We start from the raw sequence: 24,350 nt of genomic DNA, 5'->3' as shown, positions 1-24,350 counted from the left end.
TTTATATTGATCAATCTGTATGTTATAAATCAATCGTTTGATCTCATTTATTTTACATTATTTTCAGTAGATTTGATTCAAACCAAATGAATCAAAATAATGAGTAATTTACTTTGGAAGCCTTCTATTGCTTATCAAGAGGAGTCTTCTTTACACCAGTTTAAAGAATTTGTATCTCAGAAACGGCAGCTCAGCATAGACTCCTATCCTATACTATGGGATTGGTCTGTTTCTCATCTAGATGAGTTCTGGGAAGATGTAGCCTTATTTTTTAATGTCATTTTTCATCATCCTTATCAACGGGTTTTTGGGGCATCTGCACAAGGTTTTATCGGTTCGAAATGGTTTGAAGGTGCGACGTTAAATTATGCGGAGCATATTTTCCGTCAAGCTACCATAGATCGTTCAGCTCTTTTGTTTCAAGAGGAAAATAAACCCGCTCAGGAGATTTCATGGAAGGAACTGGAGGTCATGGTTCGATCTATCCAAGAGTACCTGTTAGGGAAGGGAATACAGCCAGGTGATCGCGTCGTGGCTGTGCTGAAAAATAGCCCGGCTTCTGTCGCTCTTTTTTTAGCTGTAAATAGTATAGGTGCGATATGGTCATGTTGTTCTCCAGATTTTGGAGCAACCAGTATATCCGAGCGATTTGCTCAAGTGGCTCCAAAACTTCTGTTTGCAGAGGCAGCTTATACCTATAACGGCAAACTGTTTGATCTGAAAGATTCAATGATCGATTTAGCATCGAATCTCGAGAGTTTAGTAGGGGATGTCATTTTTGTAGGGGAGCAAATCTGGCAAACTATCTTATCACAAGATACGGGATTGCCACTGCGTTTTAAGGCTGTTCCATTTGATCATCCGATCTGGATTTTATATTCTTCGGGTACTACTGGTAAACCTAAGGCGATCACGCATAGTTGTGGCGGTATTTTACTGGAACATCTCAAAGCTTTGGCTCTTCACCAGAATGTGCAAGCGGGAGAACGATTTATTTGGTATGCAACTACTGGTTGGATGATGTGGAACTATGCACTTTCTTCTTTATTGGTTGGTGCTACACTGTGTATTTACGAAGGCTCATTGGTCTACCCTGAAAAATTATCTTTTTGGAATTTTACTGATGAGCATGAGATTGATCATGTGGGTGCGGGTGCGGCTTATTATATCGCGAATCAGCAATTTGATTTGATAAAACCGCGTTATCAACCTAAAACTATAGGTTCGACAGGGTCTCCTTTACCCCCACAGACTTTTTGTTGGTTGCAGCAGCAATTTCCGCAAGCACAGATTATTTCGTTAAGTGGTGGTACTGATGTATGCAGTGCTTTTTTGTCTGGAAATCCGTTGTTACCTGTGTATGCTGGTGAAATACAGTGTTTAACTTTAGGGTCGAAGATTGAAGCTTATAATGAAAATGGAGAATCGGTAAAAAATGAGGTGGGCGAACTGGTTATTACGTTGCCTATGCCTTCCATGCCCATATATTTCTGGAATGATGTTGATAATGAGAAGTATCTAGCTAGTTATTTTGATAAATATCCGGGTGTTTGGTGCCATGGTGATTGGATCAAGTTTACCGAGCACGATGGTATTGTCGTTTATGGACGTTCTGATGCGACATTGAATCGGGGTGGAGTGCGAATTGGCACTGCAGAAATCTATAATATAGTGAACACTTTTTCGGAAGTGGCAGACAGCTTAATTATTTGTCTTGATCATGAAGATGGAACGTCTACGATGCCACTGTATGTCCAGATGCGGGATGGGGGTTTGCTGACTGACGAACTTAAAGCTGCTATCAAATTAAAGTTAAGAAAGAGTTATAGTCCGCGCCATGTACCTGATGATATTGTGTCAGTGCCAGCGATACCTTATACGCTAAGTGGAAAAAAATTAGAGATTCCTGTGAAAAAAATTATGATGGGAGCTCCGCTAGAAAAGGCTGTAAGTGTAGCTGTATTGAAAGATCCTAAGTCTTTGGATTTTTGGCTTAATTCACTTTAGTTGAGGTATTTGTTTGTTTCGTAGTAAATGATTACTATATCTAAAAAATAAAGCTCTGGTTTTAAAAATCAGAGCTTTATTTTAAAAAAATAGTATTTTTTTCTTTTGTGATCAGGTTTGGATCACGCCGACATTGTAGCGTTCTGTTATTGGATTATGATTGGCGGCTTCTATACCTAAACTAATCACATTTCTTGTCTCATCCGGTCTAATGACTCCATCGACCCAGATACGAGCGGCGGCATAATAAGGACTTAACTGCTCGAAGTAACGCTTCTTGATATCATCTAACAGGGTGTTCTTTTCTTCTTCTGAAATGTCTATTCCTTTAGCTTTTAAGGCAGACTCTTGAATTTGTAACAGGGTGTTTCCTGCTGCGGCTCCACTCATAACTGCCATTTGTGCAGTAGGCCAAGCATAGATTAATCTAGGATCGTAGGCTTTACCACACATTGCGTAATTTCCGGCTCCATAGCTATTGCCGATAATAAATGTAAATTTGGGCACCACTGAATTTGCCATAGCGTTGACCATCTTAGCTCCGTCTTTAATGATTCCTCCTTGTTCTGAGCGACTACCGACCATAAAACCTGTTACATCCTGTAGGAATACCAGCGGAATTAATTGTTGATTACAGTTCATGATAAAGCGCGCAGCCTTGTCTGCCGAATCGCTATATATCACACCACCCATCTGCATTTCAATGGCACCAGCCGGTTTTTTGGCTTTAACTATTTCTCGTTGATTGGCAACGATACCGACTGCCCATCCATCTATACGTGCTAGGCCGCAGACGATGGTTTTGCCATAATCTTGTTTGTATTCTTCAAATGTACCTTGGTCAACTAAAGCTTCTAATAACTTGTGCATAGAATAGGGTTTGGTACGATCTAGGGGCAATATTTCTGCTATTTCTGCACTTTTTCGTAGTGGTTCTTTAGCTTCTTTTCGATTGAAACCTGCTTTTGGATGTGCACCAAGCTTGTCCATAACGCCTTTTATGGCGTCCAAACAACTTGCCTCATCTGGAAATTTATTGTCTGTGACTCCTGAGATAACAGAATGTGTACTTGCTCCGCCTAATGTCTCTGCATCTACCGTCTCGCCAATAGCAGACTTTACTAAATAGGGACCGGCCAAAAATACGGAACCAGTTCCTTCAACAATAAATGCGTAATCGGACATGATGGGTAAATAAGCTCCTCCTGCAACACAACTACCCATTATAGCTGCAATTTGGGGTATACCCATCGAGGACATTTTAGCATTATTTCTAAAAATACGTCCAAAATGTTCTTTGTCGGGAAAGATCTGATCTTGCATCGGTAAAAATACGCCTGCAGAGTCAACGAGATAGATGATGGGAATTTTGTTTTCCATTGCAATTTCTTGCGCACGAAGATTTTTCTTGCAACTAATAGGGAACCAAGCGCCAGCTTTTACGGTTGCATCATTGGAAACAATGACGCATAATTCGTCTTTAACGTATCCTAAGACACATACAACACCTGCATTTGGGCAACCGCCTTCTTCGGGATACATTTTATCTCCTGCAAATTGGGCAATTTCAACATAAGCTTTGTGATCATCTAAGAGGTATTCGACACGCTCCCATGCGGTGAGCTTTCCTTTTGCTTTTAATTTTTTGATTTTATCTTCGCCACCTCCCAAGCGAAGTTCTGCTCTTTTTAGTTCTAACTCTACAATTAGTTCATTCATGTTATAATTGGATTTTAAGCATGTCAAATTCAGAATTTGATAATATGAGATAAATTTAACATTATATTTTGAGTTTCTCTAAAAAAAGATGTTATAATTTTGTTATTATTGTAAATAACAGAATTCCAATTATAAATTAAAGATAACATTTATGTTTATTGAAAATGAACAACAAATGATGATGATTCGTCAAAGTGCTAGAGACTTTGCGGAAACTCATATTCGTCCCTACATCATGGAATGGGATGAGGCACAAACATTTCCTGCGCCTTTATTTAAGAAACTTGGTGAGCATGGTTTTATGGGTATTATTGTCCCTGAAGCTTATGGTGGGTCTGGTTTTGGATATCAAGAGTATATCACTGTTTTGGATGAAATATCCAAAGTCTGTGGTTCTATAGGACTTTCGGTAGCGGCACATAATTCTTTGTGTACAAACCACATATTGAGTTTTGCAAATGAAAGTCAAAAGCAAAAATATCTACCCAAATTAGCAACGGGAGAATGGCTTGGTGCTTGGGGACTGACAGAAACAGGTTCGGGGTCTGATGCTGGAGGTTTGGCAACTGTGGCGGTTCGTGATGGTGATTATTTTGTGCTGAATGGTTCTAAAAATTTTATTACGCATGCGATTAGTTCGGATGTAGCTGTTGTGCTTGCGCGTACAGGTGAGAAGGGAGACAAAAAAGGAGTGACTGCTTTTATTGTCGAGAAAGGGACTGAAGGGTTTTCTGCTGGTAAAAAGGAAAACAAGCTAGGTATGCGTGCCTCGGAAACTGCTTGTTTGTTTTTTGATAATTGCCGTATACATCAGGATCAGATGGTCGGTGAGGAGGGACAGGGCTTTGTTCAGGCATTGAAACTATTGGATGGTGGACGTATTTCGATTGCAGCGCTATCATTAGGTATTGCTCGCGGTGCATATGAGTGTGCTCTGAAGTATGCAAATGAAAGGGAGCAGTTTAATCAGAAGATTTTTGAATTTCAGGCTGTTGGCTTTAAGCTTGCTGAAATGGCTACTGAAATTGAAGCGGCAGAATTATTAACTCGTCAAGCTGGTTATATGAAAGATCGTGGTGAGCGTATTTCTAAAATAGGGGCAATGGCTAAGCTGTACGCATCTGAGGCTGCTGTGTCTGTGTCTAATGAATCAGTACAGATCTTCGGGGGATATGGTTTTACGAAAGATTATCCTGCAGAAAAGTTCTTTAGGGATGCAAAATTATGTACAATCGGGGAAGGTACATCAAGTATACAGAAGATGGTTATTTCTCGGGAAATTCAAAAAGATGTCTAAAAAGGATGCTGTAATTTTGGTGGAATGTCCACGAGATGCTATTCAGGGGATAGCACAGTTTATTCCAACGGAAAAAAAGGTTAAGTATTTGAACATGCTGCTTGAAAGTGAGCTGTTTGACTGGCTTGACTGCGGATCGTTTGTATCTCCAAAGGCTGTTCCGCAATTGGCGGATACAGAAGAGGTGCTTCGTCAGTTAAATACCTCTGGACAAACGAAGCTGCTGGGCATTATTGCTAATGAACAAGGTGCTCTACGTGCTGTGAAATCGGAGAATATTACTTATTTGGGTTATCCATTTTCGATCTCTGAGGTCTTTCAAAGACGCAATACGAATGCTTCTATTGTGGATTCTTTTGAACGGTTGAAGGGGATTGTGGAAATCGCTCATCGGAATAAAAAACAAATGGTCGTCTATATATCCATGGCATTTGGAAATCCTTTTGGTGATTTTTGGAGTAATGAGCTCGTGCTTGATTGGATGGACAAAATTGCTGCCCTAGGGGTTGTGGAATTCTCCTTGGCGGATACAACGTCGGAGGCAACAGCGCCACAGATAACTGAGCTTTTTGAACAAGCGATCCTGCAATTTCCGGCATTACATATTGGAGCACATTTTCATTCTCCTAAAGCGAGTAGTTTGGATAAAATTAATGCGGCTTATCTCGCTGGTTGTCGGAAATTTGATGGTGCTATTTTAGGTTTTGGCGGTTGCCCTTTTGCCGAAGATGAATTGGTTGGCAATATACCAACTGAGGATTTATTGTATTATTTTGATCGAAAAGGACAGGATAAAATAATATCTTTAGGAGGTGAGTTTGTTAATTTAATATCATAAAGTCAGTTACTTATGAATGGTTATATAAATTATAAGTTTATTAAGGTAAAATTGGTTGATCATGTTTTTCATTTGACACTTGCTCGTGCTGAAAAGCGCAATGCATTTACGCCAATAATGATTGATGAGATTTATCATGCGATACAAATAGCGGATGCTGATCCCGAAGTTCGGGTTCTGCTACTTGATGCTGAAGGTCCTGTTTTTTGTGCTGGTATGGATCTAAAAGCTTTTGAGAATCCAGATAACATGGAGTATTCGGATGTAGTGCCGCACGTGGATTTGTCATTGGGGGAGGTGATGTCATTTCTTAATAAACCGTCGATTGCGGTTATTGAAGGTCATGTGATTGCTGGTGGTTTTTTGATGATTTTGGAGTGTACTTATGTTTTTGCGCATTCGTCTGTCCAGTTTTCTTTACCTGAGGTACAGATTGGTTTATTTCCTTTTCAAGTGTTGGCTGGTCTGTTGAAGCATCTTCCCTATCATAAAGCGATGGATCTCTGTATACATTCTGAGGTCATAACGGCCCAGGAAATGAAAAGCATGGGACTAGTATATGAGTTAATGGATCAAAAGCCAGATGTTTTGCCTGCATTGATGGCTAAGCTTACTTCTGCTGCTCCTTTGGCAATAAAGATGGGCTTTGAGGCGGTGAAGCAATTGCGTGAGCTTAAATCGGCTGATCAGTATACTTTTTTACTTCGACAGTTGGATAAATTGAGGACGAGTCATGACTTTAAAGAAGGGGTGACTGCGCGTATTGAAAAACGGGCTCCCAAATGGAGGGGCGAATGATCGTGTTATTAAAATGTTTTAAAACTGGGTGTATTTGTTGATGGTGAGTCTCCTCAGGGTGTAGATGTAGTGATAATGCCTCTTGTCCAAGCAGTGTAGATCAAGATCGTTTTGAACTTATCTGCACTGCTTTGTTTTTTTGGTTTTATATTACTAATGGTGAATATAATGATCATGGTGATCAGTTGTATGAATAAGAAGCGTTTTTTATCATTTTTTGAAAGTTGCTGATAGAATAATTTGATCATTGGAAGCCCAATATAAATAGGGTTGATCCTAAGATAAACTGTATGTAAATTAAGATAAAAGTGATTATTTAAAGTATATATCATACAGTTTTTAACTGATCTTTTTTTAGTTCATGTTACTTGAATTTGAGAATTAAAATGCCATCAATTGATTAGTGTTAAAGGTCTCGTATGCTGCTATTTGTATGGAAAGCACAATGGGTTTGATGTCGTGATTATATTTTCTTGAATTTCCTGTTTTTAAATTGTAAATTTATGATATGACTGATTTTGGTACAAGAAAAGGAGGCTACACACAAATGAAGGGGTTTCGTCAAAAAGCCAAGTATGCTCTTGATAGGATCAGGTTTTTGACAAAACAACGTGGAGCGGTCAATACTTGTAAATTTATTTATAGTCGCTATTTGTATTTTTTAAAGTACCGCATTAATCTGGCTGGGGTAATGACACCGCAAGAACTTAATATTCAGAACAAAGGTGCATGTAATTATGAGCCTATTGCACATTACACTTTTAATAGAATGTTGAAAAATATCGATTTCTGCTGGCATGAAAGCACTTTTATTGATTTTGGATGTGGAAAAGGGGCTGCTATTTTGCTGGCAACTCGATACAATTTCAAACGTTATATAGGTGTTGAACTATCTCCACTGTTGGTAGATGAATGTCGTAGAAATGTTCAAAAATTTATCGGAAACAGGGTTTTAGATTATAAAATTGTCAATTGTAACGCAGTGGATTATGTCATTGAGGATGATGTCAATGTATTTTATTTTTTTAACCCATTTGCTCCATCTGTTTTAAAATCTGTGCTAGATAATATGGAATTATCTCTGAATAAGAGATATAGAAAAATAATAATTTTATACTGCAATGGGGTGGATGTATCGTTCATGTTGGATCGTGGCTATAAAATAGTTTACTCGGAAGATATAGATCCTATTACCCGTTATTCATGTGGTAATTATGCACTTGTAAATTAGTGTTATATTGAAATATTTACATAACTGCTATTGCAAATTACTTCAATTGATTTTGATCTGCTATGTTACCGACTTCGTTATGGGGAATGATATATCTCGATTTAATCTAATATGCTGACCTTTTTTGTGCTTTGAGGAGTTAGGGCGGGGTTTTGATTAGCTCAGTAGTCACGGGAGCTTAAATAGGCTGATCGGTACACTTTGTTTATACCATTAGATAAATTGAAGTCAGTGTTATGACTATAGAGGATGACTTCGCGCAAAGAATAAGGAGCGCTCAGTTGGAGCGGTGTATAATCTGCTTAAAACATTCTGAAACTCGGTCTGCTTGTTAAGGGAGAAAATTCCCAGGGTATTGAGGTCAATATAATGCATGTAGCCCAAGTCGTGTAGATAAATATCGTTTTGAATTTAGCTTCACTGCTTGGGGCTTTATGTGCTTTTATATAACCAATTGTAAATACGATAATGCCAATGGTCATCATGGTGATATGTTCCATGCCAAAAAAACGTACCTGACGTAATTTGACGGCTTCTTTAAAATTGTCAATAAAGTATTGTACGATCGGGCTTTCAAAATAGAGTGTTAATCCTACTGCAAACTGTATGTAAAGTAAGACTAGTGTTATGATCTGAAGAGTACTATCATACAGTTTTATTTGATACTTTTTTTTCCAGCCCATATAGCTGCGCAATAACAAAAGAATAAGACAGATGACAATCATCCATCTGCTAGCCGAGTGCAGGGCAAGGAAAAAATGGTAGAGCATGCTATTATACTTATTTTAATACTGAAAACTCAATATAAGAAGAGTTGTTTTGGTCGTGAAATATGCGATGTGTTGCTTTTCTATAGTCACTGGCTGTGGCTTCATAACCTTCAAAAAATTGCTGCGGATTTCGTTCTGCAATAGGAAACCATGTGTTTTGTATTTGTATCATGATGCGGTGTCCTTTTTTGAAGGTATGTGCGACATCTGGCATACTGTAGTTGACAGCTGTAACGAAATCGGGTTGCATAGGTTCTGCTTTTTCAAATCCATTTCGATATTTTGCCGCCATAATCTCACCGCGAACTAGCATTTGGTATCCATCCATCACTTTGTTGTTGAATGAAGGGCTGTTTGCGGGATAAACATCAATTAGTTTGACAACATAATCGGCATCTGTTCCAGAGGTGGATACTTTTAAGAAGTTTGTAATAGGGCCTACTATGGTCATATCTTCTGTTAGCGGTTCTGTTTGATACACCATAACATCAGGTCTAGATGAAGCGAAACGCTGATCATCGATCATGTATTCGCGCGTGCGGCTCTCCATAACACCTCCTTGATAGGGTACGGGTTTGTTGGGATCGCTGACATATTCATCCCAAGAATCTGTGCGACCAACTTTTTCGAAGCCAAGTTTTCCCTGTGGTTGTAAATAAAGTTTTTTGTTTTCTACATCTTGCGGAGGCCATTTTTCAAATGCTTTCCACTGATTGCTTCCTGTGATAAAAATATTGGCTTCAGCAGCTTTAAAATCACCTTTTCCTTTTAAATAGTAATTGAAAAATGGCAATTCAAATTTTTCTTGATAGGTCACACTAGTTTTTTGGTCGAATTGGATGTCACCGAAGGAACTGCCATCGCCTCGTACCCATCCTCCATGAAACCAAGGTCCTGCGACTAATATCGAATTATTCTTTGGGTTCTGTTTTTCTATTGCTTTATAAGTCTCAAATGTGCCGTATGCATCTTCTGCATCGAAGAAGCCACCAACAACCATGACAGCAGGTTTAACATCTGTTAAGTGTGGTAAGATCTCGCGGTCTTTCCAGAACTGATCATAATGTGGATGAGCAAATGCGTCATTCCAGAATTTTACAGAATCTCCAAAGTAGGTGTCTTTTAGATCTTTGGCAGTTCCGGCATTCATATAAAATTGATAAACATCTTTAGATGGATATTGAAAAGTTTTGGGTGCTTGATCCGGTGTGATGGGTTTTGGCCTAGGGATTCCGAAACTGGACATGAATTTGAATGCGTCTCCTGTGAATAGTACGCCATTGTGGTGAAAATCGTCGCCCATATACCAATTTGTAACTGGTGCTTGGGGGGATACTGCTTTTAGAGATGGGTGAGTTTTGACCAGACTTACGGTCGAGTAAAATCCTGGATAGGAAATGCCGTACATGCCTGCTTTGCCATTGTAGTTTTGGAGATTCTTACTGAGCCATTCTAGTAAATCGTATGTGTCTGTGCTTTCGTCAATTTCCTTTTTTCCATTTTTTAAATTGGTCGGTCTAATATCATCAAATGTTCCTTCACTCATCCATTTGCCACGTACATCTTGATAAACAAATATATAACCTTCCAGAGTCATTGCTGGAAAATTTCCTAAGGTCTCTTTAAATTTATCTTCACCATAGGGGCCAACGGTATATGGAGTACGATTTAGTAAAACAGGATATCTCTGGCTTTTATCTTTTGGTGTATATATGGTCGTAAAAAGTTTTACACCATCACGCATTGGGATTGTGATTTCCTTTTTGTCATAATGTGTTTTAACATAGTTCGTTTCGAGCGTCTCTTGTGCTTTTACTTGATATGTAACGCTTATGACAAGAGCTGAAAAAACGATAAGTGCTTTTTTCATGGTGTTAGATTAATGTTTCGATAAGACAAGGTAAGGAAAATCTCTAAAATAATGGATTAAAAAAAAACCAGATTAAGCGTTTTAGCGTGTAATCTGGTTTGGTATATGTGTAAAAAAATAGTGGATATCAAGGATTAAATTTTCTAACTTCTTAGAATTCTAATTTTTTTACCCTTGATTTTTTCTAAATTGGAATGTTTTAATATGGTGCTCACTAACGAACGTTTTACTGCGACAAAGGATTCTCTATCTTTCACTTCGATGATCCCTACATCACTTTTTTCAATTTGATCCAAGTTTAGTAAAAAACCAACTAAATCAATTTTGTTTACTTTATCTTTTTTACCTGCTGAAAAGTATAGGGTTGCAAATTCAGAGTTTTTTGGTAAATCATATTCTCCGTCTATTTCTTCGATTGCGATATCATCAGCAACATAAGGATAATCTTCGTCAGGTTTTAAAATGATGAAGACTTCACCTTTGGCTTGCATGCGTGCTGTACGACCGTTTCTGTGCGTAAAATCATCTTCTCGGTAAGGTAACTGATAGTGGATAATGGCGTCAATCTCGGGAATATCAAGTCCTCGAGCGGCAAGGTCTGTTGTGATCAAGATGTGATTGCTATTGTTTCTGAATTTTAGTAGGGCCAATTCGCGATCGCTTTGTTCGAGTCCACCATGAAACACGTCGTGTATAATATCCCGATTTTGCAGTAATTCACTGATGTGATCAACAGCATCACGATGATTACAAAAAATGAGGACTTTTTGATTTCCTATTTTGCACAGCAATTGAAATAGGGCTTCGAGTTTTTTATGGATAGGTGCAACAATTTTTTTGATTGTTAATGCTGGGGTACTATGTGTATCGTTGAGGAAATTAACTTCTGTAGCAGTTGATATACCAGTGAAATCAGGTATATCTTTCATTGCGGTAGCCGAGGTTAATATGCGTGTTTCTAAGGTTGTTAAATAATCAATGATAAAAGACATCTGTTCTTGAAATCCTAATTCCAGCGATTTGTCAAATTCATCCAACACTAAGGTCTTGATCTGAGTTGGATCAAAATGATTGCGCTCAAGATGATATACAATACGACCAGGTGTACCGATCAGTATAGCGGGAGGATTTTTCAGGTTGTTTCTTTCGGTTTTGGTATCGTGACCACCGTAGCAACATGTTATCTTAAAACCGGTAGCAATTCTTTTTAATACGGATTCGATCTGCAAAGCCAATTCCCGAGTCGGGACTAAGATCAAAGATTGGACTTCTGCTGCATCTTTATCTAAAGTTTTCATCAATGCCAATGCAAAAGCTAAGGTTTTACCTGAACCTGTTGGTGACAGTAGGATGAGATTTTCTTTTTCTTTGAATTTTTCCAACACCTCATTTTGCATTTCATTGAGCGAAGAGATATGGAGTTTTTGTAATATGGCGTCTATTTGCATGTTACAAAAGTACACAAAGTATTACATAAAAAAGGTCTGCTACGGCAGACCTTTTATTATATTGGGGCATTCAATTATAATAAATGAATGCCTTTATCTTGTAAGGATTGTTTTTCTTGTTCGTCCCAGATACTTACTTGAACTTCACCTATATGTGCTTTTTTTAGCATAAACATACATACTCTAGATTGGCCTATGCCACCGCCAATGGCTTCTGGCAATTCGTCATTCAAAAGCATTTTGTGAAAGGATAATGCTGCTCTTTCCGGATTATTTCTGATAACAAGCTGTCTCTGTAAAGCTGTTTTGTCAACACGTACTCCCATAGAAGATAATTCAAAAGCGGTATTCAAAACAGGGTTCCATACTAAAATATCACCGTTGAGACCATTGGTGCCGCTACCATTGTCTGTGCTCCAGTCATCGTAATCTGCCGCGCGTCCATCATGAGCTTCGCCATTAGATAAAACACCGCCGATACCATAGATAAATACAGCCCCATATTCTTTGGCAATTGCATTTTCTCTTTCTTTAGGAGTCAATGTTGGATAAGTTTGTAATAGTGCTTCGGAGGAGATAAAGGTAATCTCTTCTGGCAATACTGCTTTAATATCAGGATATTGACGTTCTACTTGTTTTTCAGTAAAGCGTAATGCATCGTATATTTTGAGAACAATATCTTTTAAAAATGAAAATGTTCTTTGCTCTGCCGAGATTGTTTTTTCCCAATCCCACTGATCTACGTAAATAGAATGGATGGGGGTATAGTCTTCATCAGGACGTAGTGCTCGCATATCGGTTAATATACCTTCTCCAATCTCCAGTTCTAACTCTTTTAATCTTAAACGCTTCCATTTTGCAAGTGAGTGAACAACTACAGCTTTGCGTTCTTGTAATGCTTTGATCGGGAATGCGACTGGTCTTTCGATCCCGTTTAAATCATCATTTATACCTGTACCATCGAGTACAACCAAAGGTGATGAGATAGGAATCAATCCTAAATTATTTCTAAGTTGTTGTGCAAAAGTATCCTTTACAAAACTAATAGCAACTTCAGTTTTTAATAACTTTCTTTTATCCATGAAATGTATATATATCAAAAAATAGCCTCTTGGTTATCTATTTTTTATTTGTATTAGTCGAGAATTTATGTGAATCTATGGCCCATACAAATTCTGTTTTCCCTCAATTTGCATCAAAAATAACAATATTTCAGATATAACAAGGTATTGTTAGAAAATTTATTTCTGCTGTGATGTTTTTTTGATTTGATGGCAAGAATATGCCGGAATTGATGAGATACTAAAAATAAAGAGGTCGCCATATCTTTATGGCGACCTCTTTATTTTTATATGTTTGTTTTTTTAAACGGAGAAACTTTCGCCACAAGCACATGTTCTTGTCGCATTTGGATTATGAAATTCGAATCCTTTTCCATCTAATCCATCCGAATAGTCAAGTTCTGTTCCAGCTAGGTATAAGAATGATTTGATATCTAAGCATACCTTAACACCTTTATCTTCACAAAACTGATCACCTTTTTTTTCTTCGTTATCAAAATGTAGCTTATAGCTTAAGCCTGAACAACCTCCGCTTTCAACAGCAACGCGCACAAAATAACTGCTGTCATATTTTTCAGTACTCATTATCTCTTCAATTCGAGATTTTGCTTTGTCTGTTACGGTTACCATATCGATGAATTATTATATTAATATTGAATATTACAAATTACGCTAACTTCTTTTTTATTTCCAATATAAATCTGTTTGTAAATGTAATAATTAAGTAATAAGACCAGCCTGAAAGAGTTGCCAAATAGGTGAGTTTTGTCTAATTTTTATTAATGCTTCTGTTATTAAGCTAATTGTAGCCGCTATTTCTTCTTTTGTCGTCAATCTACTTAAGCTAAATCTTACTGTTGCTAATGCGTCTTCTTTTGAAACGCCCATAGCGAGTAATACGTGGGACGGATCTCTTGTGCCGCTCACACATGCGGATCCAGAAGAAAGGGCGAGTTGTGGACAATGGGTCATAAGTTCGCTCGCTAATATATGCCTGAAACAGATGGATGTGGTATTGGGTAGTCGTGATACTTCTTTTGCATGAATGTATACTTCAGGTAGAGTACTTAAGGCACTTTCTAGATTGTTCCTTAGTTGCATGATAGTATCGTCATGTGGTATATTTATGATTGCCGCTCCTAGTCCAACGATATTGGGAACATTGTATGTTCCTGCTCGAAAACCATGCTCTTGTCCTCCTCCGACGATTAGTGGGCTTACTTGTATCGGCTTGCTTTTACGGCGAATAAACAGTGCTCCAATGCCTTTGGGCCCATGTAGCTTGTGGGCGCTTAAACATAATATATCGATAGGGGTTTGGGCAAGATCGAGTGGAATTTTGCCGATGTATTGGGTTGCATCACAAAAATAAAGGCAGTCTTTTCTGTTGCAGATGGCCGCAATCTCTTTAATCGGGTGGATATAGCCTGTTTCATTGTTTGCGGCCATGATGCACACTAATATGGTCTCTGGGGTAATATGATCTTCTAGCAAGGTAAGATCAATTTTTCCTGAGTGGTCTACCTCTAGATAAGTGACTACAGCTCCTTGTCTTTCTAGATCTTGTATGGTAGTCAAAACAGCTTTATGCTCTGTCCTGACGGTGATGATATGTTTTCCTTTTGATTGATAGTTCTTAAAGATTCCCTTTATAACCGTATTGATAGATTCAGTTGCGCCTGAATTGAAAAAAATTTCTTTTGTTTGGCAATTGAGTGCCTGTGCAACTTGCATACGGGCCTTTTCTATAGCAGCATTGGCTTCGCGTCCCATACTGTGATACACGCTGGATGCGTTTGCATAATTATGGATGAAATAGGGTACCATGGTATTCCATACATCATCCATAATTCTTGTAGTCGCATTATTATCAAGATAAATCAAATCCTTCATGATATAAAGGTAGAAATTATCTTTTTTATAAAGTCCTTGATGTAGGATTGATTTCCTTTTGTTTAATGTTGGGATTGTAGTTTAATCCTGGACTCAACCAATACATCAATACGACCCTAGAATATCGGTAATTGAAAGGACTAAGTATAAAAACTGTTAATAAAGCGACAATTGAATACAGCCAAAAAGAATTGTCATTGCCGGTAATCACATAGGCAGCGACACAAGCTGTGATCATTTCGGCTACTGTAAATGCGTAGCTGACAAACATGGATACATAAAAATAACCAGGTTCTCGTTCATAACGTAAACCACAATAATCACAATGTGTATTCATTTTTTGAGTTTTAAAACCGTAAGTATTCCCTGTGAATATTTTACCTTTTCGACAGCGAGGGCACAGTGCTTTGCTGGCAGCTTTAAACTCTGATAATTCGTAGGTAGTTTCGTTCTCTTTCATATCTAACTGTTGTTTTTTCTGAATTCATCGGGTGTTAATCCAGTAGCTTTTTTAAAAAATTTAGTGAAATAAGAGTTGTCATTAAAATTCAACTCGATTGCGATCTCATTAATATTGAGATTTTTATTGACCAATAACCTTTTTGCTTCAAGCAATACGCGCTCCCTGATTATCTCTCCAGCAGAACTCCCGATATAAGACTTGCAGATCGCGTTCAAGTGATTGGGGGTAATAAATAATTGTTCTGCGTATGCTTTGGGTAATCTGATTTCTTTAAAGTTTTTTTCAACTAATCGCTGATAATTATGGAAAATGGTATAATTATAGGGATTACTTGTTTTTTCTGTTTTTGTGCCATGCCATGACTCGATCCAAAGTAATAGTTGGAGCAGACTCACCCGAATTAAATCTGTAGCAATTGGATTTTTGCTCGTTTGGTAAAATGCTTCAAACATCTTTAAAGCTTCTTGTCGATTGGTCTCTGGTATAGTAAAAACAATTTGATCACTCTGTCCACTTAGAAATGAGAAACGGTTTAAATAGTCAGTCCTCAGTAAAAAAGATTGAAAATATTCTGGATCAAAATTCACTACAAAACCTTGTTCGTCACCACTGAAGTTCCAAGTATGTACTTGTCCAGGTGCCATAAAGTAGATTTGATAAGCTTCTATGTCATGCTTTTCGAAATCGATTAAATGATTGCCTGAGCCCTTTGTAAATAATACAAAATGGTAGAAATTGTGCTTATGCGGGAATACCATGTTGTGGTGCTTTGCGATATAATCAGCCAGATGATCGACAAATAATAGGCTGCTCGAATCATTATTGATGGAGCAGTTATCTAATACGGGTATGGTACTTTTCTTTATCACACTACAAATTTACTTCAAATATCATATTAAAAACTGATTTAATTATCGATTTAATGGTGTTTTTCAACGATCGGTAAATTTATTGCCAAATTGTGATTCAATTATTATATTTATATGGAACAAAAATCAGATTACACATGAATAGATTAGAAACCAGTCTGGACACGCTATTAGATGTGGTACTTTTAAAGGTGCCAAGCATTATTACAGGGATTATTATATTAATCGTCGGAAGTTACCTTGTCAAGTTTTTGCTGAACCTCATCAGTAGACGATTTGAAAAGCGTCATGTAGACTTATCAATACGTGGATTTGCGATGAGTATATTGCGTGTTGTGTTTTACGCATTATTATTCTTGACTGTAGCAAGTACGATGGGAATTCAAACAACGTCGTTTATTGCCGCATTATCTGCATTTGGTCTAGCAGCAGGTTTAGCCTTACAGGGGAGTTTAAGTAATTTTGCTGGCGGGGTATTGATTCTTTTATTTAGACCGTTTGAAGTCGGGGACTATATGAGCAGTAATAATGGTACTTCGGGTACTGTGGAAAGAATCGATATCTTATATACAACTTTAATTGCGGGAGATGGTGTTCGTGTATTTAGTCCAAACGGTCCTTTAGCAAACTCCGTTATTCAAAATTTCACAAAAATTACTAATCGACGTTTTGAGTATACTGTAGGTATCTCGTACGATGCTAATATTAAAGAAGCTCGCGAAATCATTATGAATGTACTCCATGCTGATCCTCGTATTCTAAAAACGCCTGCGGCAGAGGTTTTTGTAAAAGGATTGGGGGATAGCTCTGTTAATTTGACCATACGGGCATGGACAAAGAAAGAAGATTTTTGGTCTGCCAATAATGAAAATCAAGAAGCTATTAAAATTGCTTTGGATAAAAATAATATTAGTATCCCTTATCCGCAGACCGAGATGCGTATTATTTCGGATCCAAATGGGGGACAGGATCGTATTATGAAATCTTAATCTAAGGATCTAATTAAAATGAAGTATCGATAAGCTATAATAGCTTGTTGGTACTTTTTTAACTTTGAAGGATCTTTCTTCGCGTATCTTGGCAAAATCAATTTGTTGATTTTATTGATTATTTTGTATATTATCTTCATAGATCTCGTTATTTAGTATTTGTGGCATTTTGATTTGATTTTTTAGTGCTATTAAATTATTGGCTGCCATTAATGCCATGTTATCTCTTGCCTCTATTGTGGCGGATCCAATATGTGGCAGTACGGCCACATTGGGTAAGCTAATTAATGGATTGTTGGCAATCATCGGTTCTGGATTTGTCACATCTAAACCTGCTCCCCATAATTCGCCATTTGTCAATGCGGTATATAAATCTTGCTCTTGGTGTAAGCCTCCTCGTGCTGTATTAATAAAAATGGCGGTGTTTTTCATTCTTTTAAAGGCATCTTTATTAAATTTATTCTTTGTTTCAGCAGAAAGGTTGGCATGTACCGATAGCACATCACTCTGCGTCAGCAATTCATCATAATTAACATATGTAGCATCTAGTAATTTATGCGCATGTTGATTAGGATGCCTATTGTGATAGATGATGTTCATGTTGTAAGCGGCTTTGGCTTTGCGAGCAAGTTCAAATCCGATACGTCCTAATCCAAATATACCTAATGTCTTTCCGTTTAATTCAATTCCTAAGTGTTCGGTCAATTCGAAATCTTTCCATTGGTTACTGGTGATTTTGCGATTCATATAAAATGCTTTTCTTGATACTGCTAGCATTAATAGGAAGGCGATGTCAGCTGTTGCATTGGATAAGACGTCGGGAGTATTGCTCACCGGTATACCGTTTTTGGTAGCTTGACGAAGATCAACGCTATCATATCCAGCACTCATCAAGGCAATTCCTCTGAGATGACCACAGGCATTAAAAAACTTCGCATCTAAGAGGTTATGTCCTGCCGCAAAAAGATAATCGACCTTTTGGCAGGACTCAATTAAATCGGATTGATCGATATTTCCAGGTTCAGTACGATAGATAATCTCAAAACCAGCCTGTTTTAAACTATCAATTGCTTTTTGGGGAATTGTTCTACTGATAAAAACTTTCATACTCATCACATCAAATTAATATAACCAAACTTAGGAAAATTTGTTTTATATAAAAGCCAATAACTCCTCTAACATCCAGAATTTTTGAATATAGAAAATAAAAAAAATAGGGGATATATGATAGCATATGTCCCCTAATGATTTGGATAATTGCTTTTTCTTATTTTTGAGAAAGTAGAAAATGGAAAATCGATAATCCAGTTGTTTCTACAGATTCTGCTGCATTTGAGAGTAAAACAACCGCTGTTTTTTTATCTGGTGCAATAGCTATGAATGAACTGCTACCTCCTGTACCGCCAGTGTGATAACAGTACGTAATATCATCTAATAAATCCATATGCCAAGCTAAGCCAATGTCTGTGCTAGGAGGAAGAAAATAAGTGAATTGGCGAGTAAGTGCCATAGCATTTTCTAATTGGGTTTGAGGCATTTTAAATTGCACTTGTGCAAAGTTGAGTAGATCTGTTACTGTAGATTTTAAACCGCCAGCAGCACTAAATATTTGAAAATCCCACGCTTTAGTTTCTTCTCCATTTGTATTATATACTTTGGGAAGGTATTGTGTTTTAGGATTTAGAATATCAGTAGTAGATGTTAGGCCTAAAGGTTTTGCAATAGTTTCTTGGATTAATGTATTGTAACTTTTTTTATTAAGTGATGTTAATATATCTCCTAATAATGCATACCCAAGATTACTATATTCATATTTTTCTCCGGCTTCATTTTCTGCTTTGAAAGTCGCTAGATATTGGTATAAATATTTTTTGTCATAATCCTTGTAAGGGTTAGTAGGATCAAAACCTTTTGTTTTTTCAAGGTTTTTTGGTAATCGAGGTAAACCTGATGTGTGATTAGCTAAAGTTTTGAAGGTGATTTTTTGTAAGCTTGGATTTGTTTTTAAAGAATCGGGCAAAAAATCAATGATCGATTGATCGAGACTTAACGTTTCATTTTCAACAAAATTAGCAAGTAGGGTCGCTGTAAAAATTTTGGAAAGAGATCCTATTTCATAAAGAGTACCACTTGTTGGTAGTACTTTATTTCCTTTTTCAGTTTCACCGTAAAAATAGGTGTTTAACTGTCCATTTTTTATTATACCAATTGCTAAAGATTGAGTATTTCCTTTTTTTGTATAAATATTGGCTGCATAATCAATGAAAAAATCAACTTTATTTTCGACAACTGTATTTGTTAATACGGGTGCCTGTTTCTCTGCAATTGGTTTGGTAACGGGTTGAAAACCTAAAGTGTGGTAATGAAATGTGCTATCCATACCGAAGGGAACCTGAAAGGATTTATCGGTGAAATCCACACGGTACTGACTTACTCCATTACTGAAGTTTATTTTTTCAGCATGTTTGATCCTACCTAATGGATAAATTTCATTTTCCAATAAGTTTTTTATAGTAGAATAAGATACTGCTCGCTTAAAATCTTCATTAGCCAATTTATAAATGGAGTCTGTCTGTTGTGAATTGATAAAAAATTCTATTTTATTATAGAATGTATGATTTATTTGTTCTTGATTAGAATGTTGAGCAACAGCAGACAATGAACTACTGAGTAAAAGTGCAGCAATAAAATTTTTCATAATGAATATACTGCTGCAAATTTACATAAACTTTATCTATATGCCAATCATTTGTTTTAATCGGGCATATCCTGACTTACTGATATTTAATTTTTCACCGGTAATCAGGATAGCAACAAAACTATCTTTCTCCCAAGGTTCTATGCGTGCTAATTGATCAACTTTGATGATATAAGAGCGATGAATTCTGACAAATGTTTGTTCATCTAGATGTTTTTCAAAAAAAGCCATTGTTTTATTTTTCAGAAACATACCGTCTGCCGTATGAATTTTGACGTAGTCATCGTACGCTTCTAAATATTTGATTTGTGGAACTGGTATAATTTTAATCTGCGTTCCAGTTTTCACTACAATACGATCTAATTTGGATTCCTCTTGATGTATAACAGCTTCATAATTTGGTGCAGGCTCTGCAGCTGGTTTGGCAAAATTTAATTTAAACTTTTCAAATGCCTGTCTAAATCGATTAGGTGAAATTGGTTTCATCAAATAATCAATGGCATTTTTTTCGAATGCTTTTAATGCATAGTCGTCAAATGCTGTTGTAAAGATGACTGCAGGTGGATTTTCTACTAATTCCAACATTTCAAAACCGGTCAACTTTGGCATCTGAACATCTAGAAATAAGAGATCAGGTTGATGTTGCTGTATTGCTTTTACTCCTTCAAATCCATCTCCACATTCAGCAACAATAGAAACTGATGGGTCCTGTTTGAGGTATTCTACTAAGATAGAACGCGCCAAGGGTTCATCATCAATGAGGATAACTTTAATCATATTGCGGTATTTTGATACTACTGGTAAATATATTGTTTTCACTATGAGTTGTCAGAAGATCATTTCGACCGAAAAGTAGAAATAAACGTCTTTCAATACTTGTAAGTCCAAATCCTGTTCCTTTGGATTGGATAGCTTCACTTGGGTCAAAAGGATTTTCTATGGAGACATGCAACATTTTGTTCTCTAAGAAACATTTAATGTTAATGGTTACATTTTCGGTAACGTTGTATAGTCCATGTTTAATTGCATTTTCTACCAGCGGTTGTAAGATCATCGCCGGTATCTTAGTCGATAAGACATCTTGATCATGATCCATATGGATATAAAGTCGGTGACCAAATCTTACTTTTTCAATATCTAAGTATAATTCTAAATGATTTAGCTCTTCTTGTAAGACAATTAATTGATTGTTTTCTTTACGAAGTGTGCCGCGCAAAAAATCTGATAACTGGAAAGTCATATTGCGAGCCTCTTCTGGTTTGCTACCAATTAGTGCAATTATAGAGTTTAGGCTATTGAAAAGAAAATGAGGTTGTAATTGTTGCCTAAGGTTGTATAATTCTGCTTCGCGCAACTGATTTTCAGAGTCTTGTTTTCTTTTGATATTTGAAATATACTCTTCTTGTATATTCCAGACGATAATAAAGATGGCAACAGAAGTTAGAATAAGAAAATTGACAATGTATCGGTAAGGTATGATCAGATCATATATTTTTAAATGCTCTTTTGGTAAATAATACTGAACGACCAGGCGACTACCTAGGATGCTGATACCACTCATGATAAATCCAATAATCACTACTTTCCAGATTTGATTGGGTTTTGGGATGTAATAGTTTAGTGTTGTTGAAATGGCATAACAACACAGCATCATCGTAAGGCTATTGATAATAGAGTCTTTAATGGTTATTTCACTCGGAAAACCAGATCTATACATCAAAGCATATTGCATGACAAAGTAGCCTAGCAATATGCTTAAACAAATGATTAATATGAGTCGATTTTTATTCTGCAATAACAGTTTATCCTTCATGGCTAGGCATTTCTAATGGTCAAATTTCCAAAAAGACAGGTGCCTGTAATATATAATTTTTTTGCAGGATCTCTGGTGAGACCCACATTGAAACGTCGATCATCGACATCTCCGAAAACCGAAGATACATTGGAGTATACTGTCCAATTTGCTGGAACAATAATTTTAGCACTGCCAAACATTTGAAAGGCATCAATAACTGCGACATCGGTAATATCTGCTTGTGTCAGGTCAATGGATACGCTACCAAACATACAAGCGATATTTCCTCCTCTAAAGTTTTTAGATAGAATGAGCTTTTTAAGACTTGCAAATATGGAGTTGACATTGAGTACATCCTCGAAGCTATTATCCGTTTGTGAGTAATTTGGAGCAGCGAAGGTCTGCTCGTTGAGCAGACCTTGTTTACTGTTATCGTTTATAGTAGAATTTTCATCTGTTAGTCTATCTTCACCTTCAGCCTGAACACTTTCTGTATTAGGATCGACAACGCGCTTGTCCCAATCAAAATCCGCAGGAGGTCTAGGTGGGCTATTAGGAGTTAGTGGAGTAGGTGGAAGTGGGGGCAATCCTTTTTTTCTGCCCATAATAAAGTAAGCTCCTAATCCTATAATCAGTACGGGAAAAATAATACCTCCAAAATCAGTATGCATAATTCTTTTGGCAAGAAATGCTAGACCAACGGCTATTAGTATAACAGAGGATTTTTTTTGAAAATTTGAATTAACACCGATTACTAGACCTATAATGATCGGGATCATATACCAACCAAATATCCATGATGGGAAGAAGAAATCTATGTTTAAATTTTTTAGCAATAATAGGATTCCAATGAGTATGATGATACCACCTATGATATTTTTGCTGTTGTTACTTTTTGGTACGAATGGCTCTTTTTCCATGACTTTTAAATTTATACTTCAAAGATATAGGTGTTTTATAACCTTGAGTAATTGAAATAGGTAATCGATCAATATTATTCGGTAAATGTAATAAAATCCTCGGTGAAAAGATATTCTTATCAACCGATTGATTGTACAAAATAGTCAAATATAAATGTCAAATATGCTAAAATAGTGCAGGACAGGCTAAATATTTATTTTTTTTCCAATAATATTTGGAAGTTTCATGCTAATTATTATATATTTATCAAAGATTAAGATTACTTAAACTTAAATAATAACCAATGGGAGATTTTGAAAACAAAGAGCGAGAAGAGGTTTTTTCAAAAAAAGTGAGAGCAGGTAAACGTACTTATTTTTTTGATGTAAAGGCTACACGGTCTAACGATTACTACATTACCATCACTGAAAGTAAAAAACGTTTTGAAGACGGACAGTTTATTAAACACAAAATATTCTTGTACAAAGAAGACTTTGAAAAATTTGCAGAAGGTTTGACAGATGTTGTTGAATACATTAAGTCGAATCAAGAAGTTGTTGAAAAACGTTATGAGCCTAATTTTGAGGACCCAGCATATGCTAGTGAATCATCTAAAGATGATTTTTCTTTCTAAAATTTTTACAAATTAAATAAAGAAGGGCTGTAATAAATTATTGCCCTTTTTATTTTTTAAAATTAGAATAAAGTGTAGATAATATCTTCAGCTTCTTGAATCAATCCAAAAGGAAGCGGTGAACTACTGCCAACAATACGAATTGGTGTAACAAATTATAGCCGTTTTCCACACATTATTCCTTTGCTAGCTATTGCTTGTATTTTTTTTGACCAAATGATTTTTTTAATCAATCATGGTGTTATCATATTGTTGTATGCGCTGAAAGTGATTGTCTAAATGTTGACGCATCGCATTTCGAAATACTTCAGGAGTACCGACTTTTAAAATATCGACAAGCCCACGATGGGATATAAAGTTTTTTGAATTGGATTTTTCAATCAACATTCCACTTGAGTGAACGAATTTAAATACAGGTAAAAGTAAATTCTGAAAATCCTTTAACATAATATTGCCACTAATTTCATAAAGCTTTCCATGAAAAGCAACTTCGATTTCAATGTCAAATATACTATTGTCTAAATCAATAGATTCTTTTGAAACAATAGCTTCCAATTCTTGAATATCTTCGGGAGTAATGCGTTGATACAATAAATCAGCCATTCCAAGCTCTAAAATTAAGCGCATTTCGAATAGATCACGTAATGTTTTATCATCCATAATGGTTGGATAAAGCGATTTTTTCATTGGACTGATTAAATCGGGACTTGTTAATACGGCTCCTCTATGTTTTTTGGATTCTACCAACCCGACTAGTCTTAATCGTAACATAGCTTCACGTATTACTGTGCGACTCACGCCTAAAGTTTCAGCTAATTCTAATTCTTTTGGAAGTGCATCTCCTATTTTTAGCCCTTGACTTATAAATAGATTGATGATTTCTTTCTCTACTTTATCTACTAAAGAAGAGGTGTCAATGGTATTTACAAAGTTGATTAATGTTGAATTTGTGCTCATAAAAGTGCTTGTATACGCTTAAAAACAAATATACACATAATTAATAACAACTATGTTATACATAATGTTAAATATTTGTTGCTTTTTACAAATTAATTTATTTAGATTTGCTT

22 protein-coding genes are annotated in these 24,350 nt (G+C 36.5%); 7 read left to right on the top strand and 15 right to left on the bottom strand.

Translation table 11 applies throughout. The features are described from left to right. The first annotated feature begins 99 nt into the window (after positions 1-99). Positions 100-2,007: an acetoacetate--CoA ligase gene (locus AC06G9_RS13845; protein ID WP_346571137.1), complete on the top strand. Its 1,908-nt coding sequence runs from the start codon at positions 100-102 to the stop codon at positions 2,005-2,007. Positions 2,008-2,118: 111 nt separating this feature from the next. On the opposite strand, the gene AC06G9_RS13840 is transcribed toward AC06G9_RS13845, so the two are convergent. Continuing rightward, the gene (locus tag AC06G9_RS13840; RefSeq protein WP_480956511.1) at positions 2,119-3,726 is read right to left on the bottom strand and encodes an acyl-CoA carboxylase subunit beta; all 1,608 of its coding nucleotides are present in this window, start codon (positions 3,724-3,726) and stop codon (positions 2,119-2,121) included. 151 nt (positions 3,727-3,877) lie between these two features. Between AC06G9_RS13840 and AC06G9_RS13835 the strand changes: the two genes are divergently transcribed. The 4 genes from AC06G9_RS13835 to AC06G9_RS13820 all read left to right on the top strand — a co-directional run bounded on the left by AC06G9_RS13835 (position 3,878) and on the right by AC06G9_RS13820 (position 7,890). After that, a complete protein-coding gene (locus AC06G9_RS13835; RefSeq protein WP_045754712.1) occupies positions 3,878-5,023 on the top strand; it encodes an acyl-CoA dehydrogenase family protein in 1,146 nt (381 codons plus the stop codon). Continuing rightward, positions 5,016-5,861 carry a hydroxymethylglutaryl-CoA lyase gene (locus AC06G9_RS13830; RefSeq protein WP_045754713.1) on the top strand — a complete coding sequence of 282 codons (846 nt, stop codon included), beginning with the start codon at positions 5,016-5,018 and terminating at the stop codon, positions 5,859-5,861. Before AC06G9_RS13835 ends, AC06G9_RS13830 begins: the two co-directional genes overlap by 8 nt. A 12-nt stretch (positions 5,862-5,873) precedes the next feature. Then, a complete protein-coding gene (locus tag AC06G9_RS13825) occupies positions 5,874-6,659 on the top strand; it encodes an enoyl-CoA hydratase/isomerase family protein (RefSeq protein WP_480956510.1) in 786 nt (261 codons plus the stop codon). A gap of 508 nt (positions 6,660-7,167) precedes the next feature. Then, on the top strand, positions 7,168-7,890 hold the full coding sequence (locus AC06G9_RS13820) for a hypothetical protein (protein WP_480956509.1): 723 nt from the start codon (positions 7,168-7,170) through the stop codon (positions 7,888-7,890). Positions 7,891-8,192: 302 nt separating this feature from the next. On the opposite strand, the gene AC06G9_RS13815 is transcribed toward AC06G9_RS13820, so the two are convergent. The 8 genes from AC06G9_RS13815 to AC06G9_RS13780 all read right to left on the bottom strand — a co-directional run bounded on the left by AC06G9_RS13815 (position 8,193) and on the right by AC06G9_RS13780 (position 16,264). Then, positions 8,193-8,660, bottom strand: a complete 468-nt coding sequence (locus AC06G9_RS13815) for a hypothetical protein (RefSeq protein ID WP_094773430.1) — start codon at positions 8,658-8,660, stop codon at positions 8,193-8,195. A 10-nt stretch (positions 8,661-8,670) separates the two neighbouring features. After that, positions 8,671-10,530 (bottom strand): CocE/NonD family hydrolase, encoded by a 1,860-nt coding sequence (locus AC06G9_RS13810; RefSeq protein WP_346576009.1) that lies wholly within the window; start codon positions 10,528-10,530, stop codon positions 8,671-8,673. Between the two features lie 143 nt (positions 10,531-10,673). Next, a complete protein-coding gene (locus AC06G9_RS13805) occupies positions 10,674-11,978 on the bottom strand; it encodes a DEAD/DEAH box helicase (protein ID WP_248753357.1) in 1,305 nt (434 codons plus the stop codon). A gap of 74 nt (positions 11,979-12,052) precedes the next feature. Continuing rightward, positions 12,053-13,060, bottom strand: a complete 1,008-nt coding sequence (gene asnA, locus AC06G9_RS13800) for an aspartate--ammonia ligase (protein WP_094773427.1) — start codon at positions 13,058-13,060, stop codon at positions 12,053-12,055. 282 nt (positions 13,061-13,342) lie between these two features. Further along, positions 13,343-13,669 (bottom strand): HesB/IscA family protein, encoded by a 327-nt coding sequence (locus AC06G9_RS13795; protein WP_021189141.1) that lies wholly within the window; start codon positions 13,667-13,669, stop codon positions 13,343-13,345. Between the two features lie 90 nt (positions 13,670-13,759). Beyond that, a complete protein-coding gene (locus AC06G9_RS13790; protein WP_480956508.1) occupies positions 13,760-14,932 on the bottom strand; it encodes a cysteine desulfurase family protein in 1,173 nt (390 codons plus the stop codon). A gap of 25 nt (positions 14,933-14,957) precedes the next feature. After that, on the bottom strand, positions 14,958-15,392 hold the full coding sequence (locus tag AC06G9_RS13785; protein WP_045754004.1) for a DUF983 domain-containing protein: 435 nt from the start codon (positions 15,390-15,392) through the stop codon (positions 14,958-14,960). A 2-nt stretch (positions 15,393-15,394) separates the two neighbouring features. After that, positions 15,395-16,264 carry an AraC family transcriptional regulator gene (locus tag AC06G9_RS13780; protein WP_052627587.1) on the bottom strand — a complete coding sequence of 290 codons (870 nt, stop codon included), beginning with the start codon at positions 16,262-16,264 and terminating at the stop codon, positions 15,395-15,397. 137 nt (positions 16,265-16,401) lie between these two features. Between AC06G9_RS13780 and AC06G9_RS13775 the strand changes: the two genes are divergently transcribed. Then, on the top strand, positions 16,402-17,253 hold the full coding sequence (locus tag AC06G9_RS13775) for a mechanosensitive ion channel family protein (protein ID WP_480956507.1): 852 nt from the start codon (positions 16,402-16,404) through the stop codon (positions 17,251-17,253). A gap of 111 nt (positions 17,254-17,364) precedes the next feature. Here the strand turns inward: AC06G9_RS13775 and AC06G9_RS13770 are convergent, their stop codons facing one another. The 5 genes from AC06G9_RS13770 to AC06G9_RS13750 all read right to left on the bottom strand — a co-directional run bounded on the left by AC06G9_RS13770 (position 17,365) and on the right by AC06G9_RS13750 (position 22,666). After that, positions 17,365-18,366: a 2-hydroxyacid dehydrogenase gene (locus AC06G9_RS13770; RefSeq protein WP_480956506.1), complete on the bottom strand. Its 1,002-nt coding sequence runs from the start codon at positions 18,364-18,366 to the stop codon at positions 17,365-17,367. A gap of 154 nt (positions 18,367-18,520) precedes the next feature. Further along, entirely contained in the window at positions 18,521-19,951 is a 1,431-nt protein-coding gene (locus AC06G9_RS13765; RefSeq protein WP_480956505.1) for a serine hydrolase, read from the bottom strand. Between the two features lie 36 nt (positions 19,952-19,987). Next, positions 19,988-20,728, bottom strand: a complete 741-nt coding sequence (locus AC06G9_RS13760) for a LytR/AlgR family response regulator transcription factor (protein WP_045754001.1) — start codon at positions 20,726-20,728, stop codon at positions 19,988-19,990. Beyond that, positions 20,721-21,764 carry a sensor histidine kinase gene (locus AC06G9_RS13755; RefSeq protein WP_480956504.1) on the bottom strand — a complete coding sequence of 348 codons (1,044 nt, stop codon included), beginning with the start codon at positions 21,762-21,764 and terminating at the stop codon, positions 20,721-20,723. Before AC06G9_RS13755 ends, AC06G9_RS13760 begins: the two co-directional genes overlap by 8 nt. A gap of 2 nt (positions 21,765-21,766) precedes the next feature. Further along, positions 21,767-22,666 carry a LiaF transmembrane domain-containing protein gene (locus AC06G9_RS13750; RefSeq protein ID WP_248753362.1) on the bottom strand — a complete coding sequence of 300 codons (900 nt, stop codon included), beginning with the start codon at positions 22,664-22,666 and terminating at the stop codon, positions 21,767-21,769. 284 nt (positions 22,667-22,950) lie between these two features. Between AC06G9_RS13750 and AC06G9_RS13745 the strand changes: the two genes are divergently transcribed. Further along, positions 22,951-23,280 carry a DUF3276 family protein gene (locus tag AC06G9_RS13745; protein ID WP_045753998.1) on the top strand — a complete coding sequence of 110 codons (330 nt, stop codon included), beginning with the start codon at positions 22,951-22,953 and terminating at the stop codon, positions 23,278-23,280. Positions 23,281-23,505: 225 nt separating this feature from the next. On the opposite strand, the gene AC06G9_RS13740 is transcribed toward AC06G9_RS13745, so the two are convergent. Further along, positions 23,506-24,237: a FadR/GntR family transcriptional regulator gene (locus tag AC06G9_RS13740; RefSeq protein ID WP_045753997.1), complete on the bottom strand. Its 732-nt coding sequence runs from the start codon at positions 24,235-24,237 to the stop codon at positions 23,506-23,508. Positions 24,238-24,350: the final 113 nt, after the last annotated feature.

The sequence above is a fragment of the Sphingobacterium sp. MAE genome (genome assembly GCF_056711605.1).
This window is presented reverse-complemented; position numbering and strand designations above follow the sequence as displayed.